We start from the raw sequence: 14118 nt of genomic DNA, 5'->3' as shown, positions 1-14118 counted from the left end.
AAAACTAATAAATTTCATTAATCATATTAGCGATCAAAGCAGTCCATCCCGTTTGATGAGATGCTCCAATACCTCGACCGGTATCTCCGTGAAAATACTCATAAAACATGACTAAATCTTTAAAGTGAGGATCCTTGTAAATCTCGCTGTGCTGTGCATTTACAGGACGATCTCCGTTTTCATCGGTTTGAAAAAGTGTGAGTAAGCGCTTCATCAAGTCATTGCGAATCTCATTTAAGCCTAAGATGTTGCCGCTGCCGGTAGGGTACTCGACTTCAAGATTTTTTCCGTAGTAATCTCTAAATTCTTTAATCGCTGTTACAAATAAGTAATTAAACGGCATCCAGACAGGACCACGCCAATTGGAATTACCTCCAAACATAGAAGACTCAGACTCTGCCGGCTCGTATTTAATCTCGTAATTAGTGCCGTTGATGTCTATTTTATAGGTTTCCTCGTGAATTTTTGACAAGGAACGTAGCCCGTGATCACTTAAAAATTCGTCTTTATCAAAAACTGCCTTCAACATAATCTCCACGCGCTCTTTAGGCACAAGCGCCAGAAGCAAATCAGATTCTTCTGAAAACTCCTGAATAACCTGATATTTTAGGTTTGCCTTTCTGTATTTTCTAAACCAGTTTACACTGTATTTAAAATTGGGCAGGCGGTCTAACGTTTCTTTACTGATATGCAGCACGGCGATAAGCGACATAATCCCAACGATAGAGCGTACTTTGATCGGCTGAAAACTTCCGTCTTCAAAAACCAGTTTATCATAGAAAAAGCCTTCCTCTTCATCCCACGTACCTTCGTAATCTTCATTCAGCTTATTTAAAGCTTCAGCAATAAAAATAAAATGGCCAAAAAATTTGGTCGCCATCTCCTCATATGAAGGATCTTCAAAAGCAATTTTGATACTTATCTCGAGCATATTCAGGCAATACAACGCCATCCACGAGGTACCGTCAACTTGCTCTAAATGTGCATTACCGGGAATTCCGCTACTGCGATCAAACACTCCGATATTATCAAGGCCCAAGAATCCACCTTGAAACACATTATTTTGTCTTCGATCTTCTTGATTCACCCACCACGTAAAATTGAGTGACAACTTGTTGAAGATACGTTTAAGGAAGTCAATATCCTGTTTGCCTATCGTATCCCGCTCAATCTTATAAATCTGAAGCGCTGCAAATGCCTGTGTGGGCGGATTCACATCGCTAAAATTCCATTCATAAGCCGGAATTTGCCCATTGGGCGCCATATACCACTCTTTTGTAAAAAGCAACAATTGCTTTTTTGCAAACTCGGGATCTACATACGCCATAGTGATGCAATGAAAAGCGCTATCCCAAGCAGCATACCAAGGATATTCCCACTTATCGGGCATAAGATGAATGTCGTGGTTGCGTAGCGTTTTCCAGTTACTATTTCTACCTGATTTGCGTGCTTCAGGCGGGGTAGACACTTTGGGATCACCCTTAAGCCATTGCTCCACTTCGTAGTTATAATATTGCTTTGACCATAAAAGACCGGCAAAAGCCTGGCGCTGGATCCCTTTTGCCTCCACATCTTTAATTTGATTCACGCCCTCATAAAAATCGACACATTCCTGATAACGCTGCGTAAAAAGCGTATCAAAATCTGCTGAAAAAGCATTAGTCAAGGTTTCGGTGGTTAGCCTTAATTTAAAGACTACGGTCTCTCCTCCTTTTAATTTACGCTTATAATGCGGGGCAAACTTGGTTCCTTCCTGTTTCTTTTTCGCAAGGCGAAAATCTTTATTGATGACCGCCGTATGGAAAAAATCTTTCTTATAAGGATGATCATTAGGCTGAAGATAAAGTCGCTCGTCATTGGTTTCGTTTTCTGTAAATAACAGATGATCTGGCGTCTCAAAGTAGAAATTGTAATCCCCCGTATACGGATGCTTTACATGTATCGAATTTTTATCATCTTCATTCTTTGTGATCGAAGGTTTAAACGGCATATCTCTAAAACTCCAAAAATTGCGTATCCAGAGCTGAGGAAGTACGTGCAGTTTTGCTTTTTTAGTATTGCGGTTCGTCACAGAGATCTTCACACAAATATCCTTAGGACCGGCTTTTGCATATTCTGTAACTACATCAAAATACGCGTTATTGTCAAAGACACCCGTGTCTATAAGTTCGTATTCTTCTGCTTTGCGATCGCGTTTTTGATTTTCACGCACTAAATCTCCGTAAGGAAACTTTGCCTGCGGATATTTATACAGATGCTTCATGTACGAATGCGTAGGCGTATTTTCTAAATAGTAATACTGCTCCTTCACATCTTCGCCGTGATTCCCTTCAGGGCCGGTAAGACCAAACAAGCGCTCTTTTAAAATCGCGTCGTTACCATTCCATAGCGCTAATCCAAAGCATACGTTGCAATACTTATCTGTAAAACCGGCTAAACCATCTTCTCCCCAACGATATACGCGACTACGGGCGTGATCGTGCGGAAAATAGCCCCAAGCATCTCCTTGCGGACTATAATCTTCGCGCACCGTACCCCACTGTCTTTCACTTAAATAAGGCCCCCATTGCAACCAATCTTCCTGATTGGAATAATGTGCATCAAGCCGTTTCTGTTCTTCTGTATTTTTTTTATCCATTTGTTGTAAATCCTGGATAGCACGTCATCCCCCCATCTACAAAAAGGGTCGTACCATTAATATATTCTGATTCGTCTGAAGCCAACCACGCTGCAGTACTCCCCACATCCTCCGGCACACCTAATCGCTTATACGGGATAAGCTTGAATAATTTATCTGTCGCATTCTCACTATCCCAAGCATCCTTGTTGATGTCTGTTTTGATAAATCCCGGAGCAATGCTATTGCAGCGCACTTTTAGTGGCGCATACTCTTGACAGATACTTTCCATCAACATATTAATCGCTCCTTTGGAAGCCGCATAATTGGCGTGACCTGCCCAAGGCACAATTTGGTGTACAGAACTCATATGAATGATTTTCCCCAAAGACTTTGAAACGCCCTCTCGCATTCCTCGACGCATAAACTCTTTAATAGCTTCTCTGGCGCATAAAAACTGTCCGGTTAAATTTACGTCAATTACCAGTTGCCAGTCCTTTAAGGTCATCTCGTGCAGTGCAGCGTCTTTTTGCAAACCACTATTGGCGACCAGAATATCAACAGTCCCGAATTTTTCAATAGTTTTTTTGAACATCGCTTTCACATCATCTTCTTTGCTTACATCACATTGAAATATGATTGCTTCACCACAGGTGTCGTCAGCGTTGATTTGATCTGCAACCTCTTGCGCTTCCTTTTCAGAAGAATTATAGTTCACCACAACATTGGCTCCATCTCTTCCCAGAGCGAGTGCTACAGACGCTCCTATACCCGTACTTGAGCCGGTGACAATTGCTGTTTGATTTTTGAGTCGTTCATTAGGTTTTTGCATTTTGGTTGGTTTTATCGTTCCTTAAATTAAACAAAGTATTTTAAACCTAAGTTACTGCAACCTGATGAAGTGTAAATTGCTCTTAACGTTATTTAATACTGGACGATCCTAAAAGTAACGGACTACAATCGCCAAGAATCGTCCTTTTTTTGATGCAATAGTTTAGTAAACCGGCCTATAAATTAAATTCTTAAAAAATAGCTTCAAACTAATTGTCAAATCCATAAAAAAAGCCACTCTAGGGAGTAGCTTTTATTTTAACTATTTTAACAGTATCGTATTACAAATTTACAGCCAATCTATCGGTCTCAAGTCCTTCAATTGGCGCATTCATAATTTCTTCAACGATCTTATGAAGCTCAGGAATTACTGAACTTGCTAAAGGCGTCAAACTATTAAACAATACACAAATACCTAGATCTTCTTCAGGGAAGATAGCGATCTCATTTCTAAAGTCACTTACACTCCCTCCGTGGTGAATCATTTTAGATTCGGCACCGGTTTCAGCATCAATAAACTCGTGCACACGCCATCCATAAGCGTATGACGATCTCAAGTGTCCTTTCCAGCGCTGATAGTATTTACCGGCATCAGGAATTTCGATTTCCGGCTTAAACACTTCTGACAATGTTGTAGAATCTGCGATATACTTGTTATGTCCCAGCAAAAAACGCATCCATTTACCCATATCGTCTGCACTGGCGTTTACACCACCTGCGGCTACGGCATTAAAATACTTCTTGTTCACCGGTAGACGACGCCAACCCTTCCACGTGCTTTTATGTGGAAATGCAAAATTATTTGTCCCTACCATCGCTTCATAGTCGGTTGAAGCGGTAGTCATATTCAGCGGTGTGAAAATTTTATTCTGAAGTAATTCTTGTAAGGTTTGCCCTGTGGCAGCTTGCATCATTTGACCGCTCATCGCAAACATCGCATTCTGATAACTATATACTAGTCCAGGTCTCGTATACGTATTGATCACATTAAAGCGCGCCGCGATTTTTTGTAGTGACAAGCCATCTTCTACCAGATTGGTATAACAATGATACGGAACACCGCTCGTATGTGATAGCACATTGGATAGTGTGATCGCTTGGGCGTTGTTTTTATCTTTTAAACTGAAGTTAGGCACCGCATCTATAAGCTTGTCATCCCAGTTTAAATTCCCTTCCTGAACTTCGATTCCGGCTAAAACACCTGTAAAACCTTTTGAAAGCGAGCCCAGTCTAAAAACGGTTTCTGCGTTTACCGAATCTTTTTTATAAACATTTCGTTTACCAAATCCAGATTCTAAAATAATCGAATCACCACTAACAATACTCACTCCGGCGCCTATGATCAAACGCTTTCTAATCGCATCTTTAAAATAAGAATCAACCGCTTCTTCTAAAGCTTTCTTGCGCAGTTTATAGGCATGCGCCTCTTCTTTTTGCTTAAGAACGGCTAACGGACTCAAAGCGTGAGCTTCTGATGTTTCTGAGATTGTTTGAGAATGGAACTGCGGTCTAGTAAATGCAAAAACAGCAATAAGAACTAGAAAAGTACCTACTACGAGAGATTTTCTTACGATCATTTAAATTCAGAGTCTTGAAATTCAGGGATTCAATTTTAATATTTTTTTAAGAAAAACACAAATTTATCAGCCTCCAAAGGTCTCAACCCACTCATTGCGCATAACTTAGGACAGGAAGCTTTATTTAGTAACTAGGGATTTGAGAAAATCGTATAAATGTTAATCATTTTAACATTTAACAAGAATGTTTACAGGAAAGGTATAAAACCAAAAAAGGCTTCCATTTCTGGAAGCCTTTGTGGGCGCGAAGGGATTCGAACCCCTGACCCCTTGGGTGTAAACCAAGTGCTCTGAACCAACTGAGCTACGCGCCCTTGCTGTTAGCGGATGCAAATATAAACCAATTTTTAAGTTCGCAAAGCCTTTTTTGAAAAAAATTAAATTATTTCTGCAACCACAAAAGTGCTCCCTCCCACAAACACCAGATCCTCAGTATTTGACGCGTTTTTAGCAGCTTCCAAAGCCTCTGAAATTTTTTTGAAATTTTTTCCGTGTAGATCAAATGCAGCTGCTTTTTGCTGCAAATCTTCTTCAGAAAGTCCTCTCGGCACATCCGGTTTGCTGAAATAATACGTCGCTTCTTTTGGGAATAATGGTAGAATGCTCCCTAAATCTTTATCTGAAACCACTCCTAAAACGATATGCAAGTGCTTATAAGGCTCTTCTTCCAGTTGACGCATCACATAAGTCAGGCCTTCTTTGTTGTGCCCGGTATCGCAAACTATCTTAGGATTGGATTCCTGTATAATTTGCCAGCGTCCCAACAAACCGGTATTGCTTACCACATTCTTTATCCCGACAACCAAGGCTCGATTACAAACCGTGAACGCCGTTCTTTCATTTAAAACCGCCACTGCCTGTTGCACAGTTGCTTTATTTTTTTGTTGATATGCGCCTTTGAGTTCGCTTTCTAAGTTAGTAAACTCATAATCTGAAGCATAAACTATAGGTGCATTGCTTTTCTCTGCAGCAGTGTCAAAAACGGCTGTAGTTTCCTCTTGACGTTCACCGATCACCACTGGAATATTCGGTTTAATTATTCCGGCTTTTTCTCCTGCAATTGCATTTAAGGTATCTCCTAGAAAAGCGGTGTGATCTAAACCAATGTTAGTAATCACCGATAATTCTGGCGTGATGATATTTGTTGAATCTAACCTTCCGCCGAGGCCTACTTCAATAATTGCTACATCCACTTGTTGCCTTTTAAAGTATTCAAAAGCCATCCCGACGGTAAGTTCAAAAAAAGAAAGCTGATTGGCTTCTATAAAAGACTTATGCGCTTCAACAAACTCAACAACGAAGTTTTCCTCCGCCATCTTCCCGTTGACGCGTATACGCTCTCTAAAGTCTTTTAAATGCGGTGACGTATGTAATCCCGTCTTGTAACCTGCTTCTTGCAGCACAGAAGCCAGCATATGACTCGTTGAGCCTTTACCGTTGGTTCCGCCTACGTGAATTGATTTAAAGGTGTTTTGTGGATTATTTAGATAATTGCATAGCTTGGTAATGTTACCTAAATCTTTTTTGAATGCCGAAGCGCCCTGTCGCTGAAACATAGGCAAGCGCTCAAACATATACTGCAGCGTCTGCTGATAGTTCATTATTCTGAAAGACTAAACTTATATACGATCTTACCGATTTGTCGTGAAGGTGCATCAGAGTCCGGATTGAATTTGGTAGCCAATGCAGCAGCTTTTGCAGGATCAAGCAAACACCGGCTGTTGTTGGTTGTTCCACGCACTCCTGGCGTTGCTTTGATCACATTTCCGTTACGATCTACCTCAATACTCACGACCACGATTCCGGCTTCATTACAATCTTGAACGCGTTTTGGTTTACTCAAAGCCTTACGACCGCCGAGTTGATAGTTTCCGTCGCCATCAAGACCTTTACCGTTACCGTAATAACTTGAAGCATTAGGATCGCCGTTAGGGTCTCCTTTATCTCCGGCCTGATTGTCATTACCTTCACCTCCTCGTTCTGTTCCCGAGCTTTTGGGTCCGTTTAAAATACTAGACAAAGCATCTGTAGTAGATTTATCTGGTTTAGGGTCAGGTTTTTTTGCCTCAACCGGTTTGGTTTCGGTTTTCTTAGGCTGCTCTTCAACCGGCTTTTTCTCTTCCTTTTTAGGCTCTTCTTTGATAACCGGCGCTTCTTCGGTTTCTTGCGTCACTACCTCCTCTTTCACTTCAGGTGCTTTTTCTACTTGAGGTGGTTCTGGCGTGGTGTTTCGCGGAGCAGATTCAACTGCAGCTTGCGGCTGAATATTACCTGAACCTACATCTGAAGTTCCAAAATTTATAGCAATTCCACTTTCTGGCGGTGGGTCTAGATAAGTGAGTCCGGCAAAAAACAACAAAATCAAAAACAAGGCATAGATGATGCTTGTTAATGTAAATGATTTGCGTTTATGTTTTGTATCTAAAAAGCTCAAGACGCCATAGTTTTAGGAATACTGAAATTCAAAAACCGAACCAAATGATGTATTTGATTCGGTTTTGTATTAGTTAGGCCTTACAGCCAGAACGATTTTATATTTATTGCGATTGGCAATATCCATTACCGAAACAGCTTCTTCAATAGGAACACCTTCTTCTGCTCTTAAAATAATGGTAGGCTCTTCAACCCCTGAAAGTTCACTTTTGATAAACGATTCTAAGTTGTTAGGCAAAACGCGTTCTTTATTCACATAAATATCCAGATCCTTAGTAATACTTACTGAAAGATTTTGCTGGTTACTCGTTTTTCCTTTCGCCTTTGGCAAAATAAGGTCAAGCGCATCTGGTGTAATGGCAGGAGAAGTTAGCAGAAAGAATACCAACAACAGAAATACAATATCTGTCATGGAACTCATACTAAATTCCGGACTTACTTTATTTCTTCCGCGTAGGTTCATACTAAACCGGTTCGTTTAACATATCTAAGAAATCAACCGCTGTAGCTTCCATCTGATGCACCACTTTGTCTGTGCGCACGACCAAGTGATTGTATCCAATATAGGCGATAATACCTACGATAAGACCTGCAACGGTTGTCGTCATCGCTGTATAAATACCTTCTGCAAGGTTACCCATTTCTGCCTGACCGCTGCTGGTTGCCAATTGATGAAAAGCAAGTACCATCCCGATCACCGTTCCTAAAAATCCAATCATAGGCGCAGCACCGGCAATTGTAGCCAATACACTTACGTTTTTCTCCAGACGATAGACTTCAAGACGTCCTGAGTTCTCGATTGCTGTATTGATATCTTCTAACGGACTCCCGATTCGGCTGATGCCTTTTGCGGTTAATCTTGAAACCGGACTGTTTTGCTGTGCACAAAGCACTTTTGCTGCTTCGATCTTACCGTTAGCGACGTTGTCTTTAATTTGATTCATAAAGTTGCTATCCATTCCGGATGCAGCTTTAATCGCAAATAAACGTTCAAAATAGATATAGATCGCTACAAAAAGCAGCACAAAAAGCACGAGTATAATAATCTGCCCCGGTAATCCACCGCTCATCAATAGATCAAAAAGCGATAACGTCTTTTCTACCGGTTCTTCTTCGGCAGCAAGTGATGGTAAGTTTTCAGCACCTTCTTGCAACAAGAGTGTAAGCATAGTTTTCTTAATTAGTTATGAAGTTAACGTGCAAAAGCGTTTTAAATTATATGCCTGAATATTCGTTTTATAAAATTCTATAAGAACATATACACTCCAAGCAATCCTACACCTCCTAATACAATAGTATACGGAAGTGCCATTTTTACCATTCTTCCGTAAGAAAGATTGATTAACGGAGCCAATGAGGAAGTTAATAAGAATAAAAATGCTGCCTGACCGTTAGGCGTTGCCACACTAGGAAGGTTAGTACCTGTATTGATCGCTACCGCTAAGTGATTGAATTGCTCACGGGTGATATTCCCCGCATCAAAGGCTAATTCAACTTCATTGATATATACGGTAGCCACAAATACGTTATCACTGATCATAGATAAAATTCCGTTTGCTAAGTAGAACATAGAAGGCTGGCTATCAGGATCCATCTCAAGTACATACTCAATAATCGGAGTAAACAAATGTTGGTCGTGAATCATCGCAACCACTACAAAGAATACTACTAAAAGTGCCGTAAACGGAAGCGCTTCTTCAAAAGCCTTACCTAAACTGTGCTCGTCTGTAATACCCATAAATGCCGTTTGAACTACAATTAAGAATAAACCGATAAATCCTACCGGAGCTAAGTGTAATGCCAAACTAAGAATTAAAAGAATTGCTGAAATACCTTGAATCCAAAGACCGAAGGATTCCTTTGGTGTTCTTTTCTCATCAACTTCAGCGGTATAGTTTTCTATAATAGTACGGGCTACATCAGGAAGCTTATCTCCAAAACCAAATAGTTTAGTCTTTTCAAGAATAAAGGTTGTAAGCAAACCACACACTAAAACAGGAATTGTAATTGGCGCCATACGCTCAAAAAACTCAATGAATTCCCAGCCCATTTTTTCACCGATCAATAAGTTTTGCGGTTCTCCTACCAGTGTACACACACCACCAAGAGCAGTACCTACAACACCGTGCATAATCAAACTACGTAAGAAACCTCTAAACTGCTCGAGCGTTTCCCCACTCAGCGCTTCCCTATCAGGTATGCTGTCGGCGTCATAGTCGGCGTTTTCCATTGAGTGAATTTTATGATATACACCATAGAATCCAACTGCAACACTAATCAAAACTGCGGTTACGGTTAATGCATCTAAAAAGGCTGAAAGCACTGCTGCAAGAAAAACAAACAGCATAGATAACACTACCTTAGACTTAATTTTAGTAAACACCTTGGAGAAGATGTACATCAGCATAGGCTTCATAAAGTAGATACCGGCAACCATAAATACCAGTAATAACACCACTTCTAGGTTTTGATCTACTTCTTCATACGCTGCTTCAGGACTGGTAAGCCCAAGGATCAAGGCTTCTAAAGCTAAGATACCTCCAGATTGTAAAGGATAGCATTTTAAGGCCATTGCCAGGGTAAAAATAAATTCACCTATAAAAAGCCAAGCGGTTACCATAGGTCCTAAAACATAGTAAGAGATGACATTAAATATCAAGAAAGCAATCATTGCCATCTTAAACCAGCGTGGGCTACTACCCAAAAAGTACTTTAACATTTGTATTTGTTTGTTGGTTAATTATTTCTATTAAAATTAAACGAGCTGCTGTAACGCAAGCTCAAAAGCAGTTTTACTCAAATTTTGCTTACTGCTGTTGTGTTTATATGTTTTTTCTATTGCATTCTTTATCGTCAGGGACGTATCGTTGAAAATAGCCTCATCGGTCATTTGTACACGACGCTCCATAAAATAAGCAAAAACGCGAGCCATCCCACAGTTTGATATAAAATCAGGAATCACCGAAACTTTTGAATCGGTATGCTCCATTATGGGGCCAAAGAAAATCTCTTTATCTGCAAAGGGTACATTTGCTCCGCAAGAAATGACTTCTAATCCTGCTTCGATCATCGTATCGATTTGTGCCTGAGTCACTAATCTTGAAGCTGCACAGGGAGCAAAAATCTCTGTTTTAATTTCCCAAATGCGCTTATTTACCTCTTCAAAAGAAATGAGATTCTCGGCTACCAATTTATTGCCCTTTTTATTCAAGAACAAATCTTTTATTTCCTCAAAAGAAAAACCTTCTTCATTTATAAGTCCGCCACCGGCATCAATGATCCCAACGATCTTCGCTCCTTGTTGCGCCAAATAGTACGCTGCTGCAGAACCTACATTACCAAAACCCTGGATTACGGCACGCTTCCCTTCTAAATTTCCTCCGTAAATATCATAAAAATGACGTGCAGCTTCAGCAACCCCATAACCGGTGATCATATCTGCAACGGTATACTTTCTGGAAACATCTGGAGAAAATGCTGAATTTTCAAGCACCTTAATCACGCCTTGACGCAGCTGACCTATGCGATTGATCTTATCGGCTTCGGTAGGTTTAAAATGCCCGTTGAAGACTCCTTCTTGTGGATGCCACACTCCGCTTTCTTCGGTAATCGGAATCACTTCGTGAATTTCATCTACATTGAGATCTCCCCCGGTTCCGTAGTAACTTTTCAGCAAAGGAGAAACAGCTGCATACCAGCGCTCAAGCACTCCTTTTTTTCTGGGGTCTGAAGGATCGAAATTAATTCCGCTCTTAGCTCCGCCAATCGCCGGGCCAGACACGGTAAACTTCACCTCCATCGTTTTGGCAAGTGATAAAACTTCGTTTCGATCAAGTCCCACACGCATACGCGTTCCTCCACCGGCTGCTCCGCCTCTAAGCGAATTAATCACCGTCCAGCCTTCGGCTTCGGTCTCGGGATCGTTCCAGTGAAATACAATTTCAGGCTCTTTATTCTCGTAACGTTTTAGTAAATCTTTCATCAAATAATCTAGAGGGTTAGCAAATATAACGACTTAGGTGGTTTTCCCTATCGTTTTCATATTAATTTAAGGTGAATACAGTAAACCTGCACAATGATCTTTTGAAGCACCTGTCACACACTTTAATACATTATTAGTATTGCGCAAGCGCAAGACTCCCATAAACGCAAAAATGAGTGCTTCTTTAAATTCTATAAGCTTCGCTTTTGGAATAAAAAGTGTGTTTTGCATCAACTTTTGAGTACTTTCTATCAAATAGGTATTGTAGGCACCGCCACCGGTAACTAATATTCCATTTTTCTTGGAAGTCAACTGCTTAAAAGCTTCAGCCAGCTGCACACTTATATGCGCTGTAAACGTCGCAATCTTATCTTCTACCGAAATCTCATAGGTTTGAAGTATAGGAAAAATTTCGGCCTTAACCCATTCTAGGCCTAAAGATTTTGGAGCGGCTTCTTTATAAAAAGGTAGTTCGTTAAGTGCAGCCAGCAGTTCTGGACTCACGGTTCCCTTACGCGCAATAGCGCCATCACGATCAAAAGGTTCTCCGAGTTCACGCGTTAACTGATTGAGCACAATATTCGCCGGACAAATATCAAAAGCGATACGCTCTTCCCCATTCTGAAAAGATAAATTAGCGAAACCACCAATATTTAAACACGCATCGTATTTATGAAATAAAAGTTGGTCTCCAATAGGTACCAAGGGCGCACCTTGACCACCTAAAGCAACATCTTCTACTCTAAAATCACAAACCACAAGTTTCTCGCAAAGCCTTGCCAGCTCCGAACGATTACCTATTTGATAGGTAAGCCTCTTTGCCGGCTGATGCAGAATGGTATGACCGTGAGAAGCGATCGCATCTATGTGCTTTAACGGATTTCTAGCGCTAAAGTCTTGGATCAATTGCGCTAAATATGCGGTGTATTCCCTATCTAAATCAACCAGCTCATCTTTAGAAAATGCTACTGCATCCCGCAAACGCGCTACCCAATCCTCATCATAGGCCACAGTCTCACAAGCAAGCAACTCATACTCCCAGTTTTGCGTTTTAGTGAAACGCACATAAGCCAGATCAACCCCGTCGAGAGAGGTCCCACTCATAACACCGAGCATCAAATATGTAGTTGAATTCATAAAATTAATTGCGGTTATCCTTAAAAACTAGCTGTAATTATAAAGATTATTTAAATTACAGCATATTTATCATTACTTTTTGAATTTTCTATAAATAAATTCGTTTATTTTACCAAATATTATGCAAGCATAGTAAATTGCTTGTTACTATCTTATTTTATTCAAAAAAGCCGATAAGTTAAGAAAACGATATAGTACAATTTAAAAGCACAAGTTAATATGGACTTTAGTTTAAGCGAAGAGCATATAATGATACGCGACGCCGCTCGTGAGTTTGCTCAAAATGAACTGTTACCGGGCGTTATAGAGCGCGATGAGAAGCAACATTTCCCAAAAGAATTGATCAAAAAGATGGGAGATATGGGCTTTTTAGGCATGATGGCTCCTACCGAGTTTGGCGGCGGTGGCATGGACACGATCTCGTATGTTTTGGTAATGGAAGAATTATCGAAGATAGACGCCTCAGCATCGGTAATCGTTTCGGTAAATAACAGTCTCGTAAATTATGGTTTAGCCACTTATGGCTCTCAAGCTCAAAAAGAAAAATACCTTTCCAAATTAACTACAGGTGAAAAACTAGGAGCTTTCTGTTTGAGTGAGCCCGAAGCCGGTAGTGATGCTACTTCTCAAAAAACCACTGCCATAGATCAAGGCGATCATTATATTCTTAACGGAACCAAAAACTGGATTACCAATGGCGGCTCTGCAGATTATTATCTTGTGATCGCACAAACCGATAAAGAAAAGAAACACCGCGGCATCAACGCATTTATCGTTGAAAAGGGTTGGGAAGGTTTTGAGATAGGACCTAAAGAACAAAAATTAGGAATTCGTGGAAGCGACACACATTCCCTCATCTTTAACGACGTAAAAGTACCTAAAGAAAATAGAATTGGGGAAGATGGCTTCGGTTTTAAATTTGCTATGAAAACGCTAAGCGGTGGACGCATTGGTATTGCGGCTCAGGCACTTGGGATCGCAGCAGGCGCTTTTGAGCTTGCCCGTGACTATTCAAAAGTGCGTAAAGCTTTTGGTACCGAAATTTGTAATCACCAAGCTATCGCATTCAAGTTGGCCGATATGCAGGTTGAGATCGAAGCGGCCCGTCATATGGTGATGAAAGCAGCCTGGGATAAAGATCAAGGAAATAACTACGATATTTCGAGCGCCATGGCAAAGCTACACGCCTCAAAAGTAGCAATGGATGTCACTGTCGAAGCAGTACAGGTTCACGGCGGCAATGGTTTTGTAAAAGAGTATCACGTAGAACGTCTTATGCGTGATGCCAAGATCACACAGATTTATGAAGGAACTTCAGAAATTCAAAAAATTGTGATTTCTCGCGGATTACTCAGCGATTAAATCAGCTCTGGATAGTATATACTTGATCCTACTTATGAAAAAGCCTTGAGCACGATGTCTCAAGGCTTTTTATTGGCACCCCTAAGGGTTAAATATGCCGAGGCCTGCCTTTGTCGGCTCTTAGGTTTGTAAAATGATTTTGAATTAATTTTCCAAAAGAAAAGGATGGGTGAACTTTC

General features: G+C 40.7%; 11 protein-coding genes and 1 tRNA gene. 1 reads left to right on the top strand and 11 read right to left on the bottom strand.

The window, feature by feature from the left end:
* Positions 1 to 4: 4 nt before the first annotated feature.
* From WA338_RS16470 to WA338_RS16420, 11 genes are all read right to left on the bottom strand, one after another.
* Complete coding sequence (locus tag WA338_RS16470) at positions 5 to 2638, bottom strand: MGH1-like glycoside hydrolase domain-containing protein (protein WP_272985933.1); 2634 nt, start codon at positions 2636 to 2638, stop codon at positions 5 to 7.
* Positions 2631 to 3449, bottom strand: coding sequence for an SDR family oxidoreductase (locus tag WA338_RS16465; RefSeq protein WP_009781533.1), 819 nt, complete (start codon positions 3447 to 3449; stop codon positions 2631 to 2633). Before WA338_RS16465 ends, WA338_RS16470 begins: the two co-directional genes overlap by 8 nt.
* Before the next feature lie 280 nt (positions 3450 to 3729).
* Complete coding sequence (locus tag WA338_RS16460; protein WP_009781534.1) at positions 3730 to 5025, bottom strand: serine hydrolase domain-containing protein; 1296 nt, start codon at positions 5023 to 5025, stop codon at positions 3730 to 3732.
* A gap of 239 nt (positions 5026 to 5264) precedes the next feature.
* Positions 5265 to 5339: transfer RNA gene (locus WA338_RS16455), tRNA-Val, on the bottom strand.
* Between the two features lie 63 nt (positions 5340 to 5402).
* Positions 5403 to 6626: a bifunctional folylpolyglutamate synthase/dihydrofolate synthase gene (locus tag WA338_RS16450; protein ID WP_009781535.1), complete on the bottom strand. Its 1224-nt coding sequence runs from the start codon at positions 6624 to 6626 to the stop codon at positions 5403 to 5405.
* Positions 6626 to 7459: a hypothetical protein gene (locus WA338_RS16445; RefSeq protein WP_009781536.1), complete on the bottom strand. Its 834-nt coding sequence runs from the start codon at positions 7457 to 7459 to the stop codon at positions 6626 to 6628. The genes WA338_RS16450 and WA338_RS16445 overlap by 1 nt, the downstream gene beginning before the upstream one ends.
* A gap of 69 nt (positions 7460 to 7528) precedes the next feature.
* Positions 7529 to 7921 (bottom strand): ExbD/TolR family protein, encoded by a 393-nt coding sequence (locus WA338_RS16440; protein WP_009781537.1) that lies wholly within the window; start codon positions 7919 to 7921, stop codon positions 7529 to 7531.
* A 1-nt stretch (position 7922) separates the two neighbouring features.
* Positions 7923 to 8627 carry a MotA/TolQ/ExbB proton channel family protein gene (locus WA338_RS16435; protein WP_009781538.1) on the bottom strand — a complete coding sequence of 235 codons (705 nt, stop codon included), beginning with the start codon at positions 8625 to 8627 and terminating at the stop codon, positions 7923 to 7925.
* A gap of 77 nt (positions 8628 to 8704) precedes the next feature.
* Positions 8705 to 10177, bottom strand: coding sequence for a sodium/proton antiporter NhaB (gene nhaB, locus WA338_RS16430; RefSeq protein ID WP_009781539.1), 1473 nt, complete (start codon positions 10175 to 10177; stop codon positions 8705 to 8707).
* Positions 10178 to 10213: 36 nt separating this feature from the next.
* Complete coding sequence (locus tag WA338_RS16425) at positions 10214 to 11440, bottom strand: Glu/Leu/Phe/Val dehydrogenase dimerization domain-containing protein (protein WP_009781540.1); 1227 nt, start codon at positions 11438 to 11440, stop codon at positions 10214 to 10216.
* 66 nt (positions 11441 to 11506) lie between these two features.
* Complete coding sequence (locus tag WA338_RS16420) at positions 11507 to 12577, bottom strand: anhydro-N-acetylmuramic acid kinase (protein ID WP_009781541.1); 1071 nt, start codon at positions 12575 to 12577, stop codon at positions 11507 to 11509.
* A gap of 219 nt (positions 12578 to 12796) precedes the next feature.
* Between WA338_RS16420 and WA338_RS16415 the strand changes: the two genes are divergently transcribed.
* On the top strand, positions 12797 to 13939 hold the full coding sequence (locus WA338_RS16415) for an acyl-CoA dehydrogenase (RefSeq protein WP_009781542.1): 1143 nt from the start codon (positions 12797 to 12799) through the stop codon (positions 13937 to 13939).
* Positions 13940 to 14118: the final 179 nt, after the last annotated feature.

This window comes from Leeuwenhoekiella sp. CH_XMU1409-2 (assembly GCF_037029365.1).
GTDB classification, from domain to species: domain Bacteria; phylum Bacteroidota; class Bacteroidia; order Flavobacteriales; family Flavobacteriaceae; genus Leeuwenhoekiella; species Leeuwenhoekiella blandensis.
Note: the sequence above shows the minus strand (reverse complement) of the source record. Positions and strands in the feature narration are given on the sequence as shown.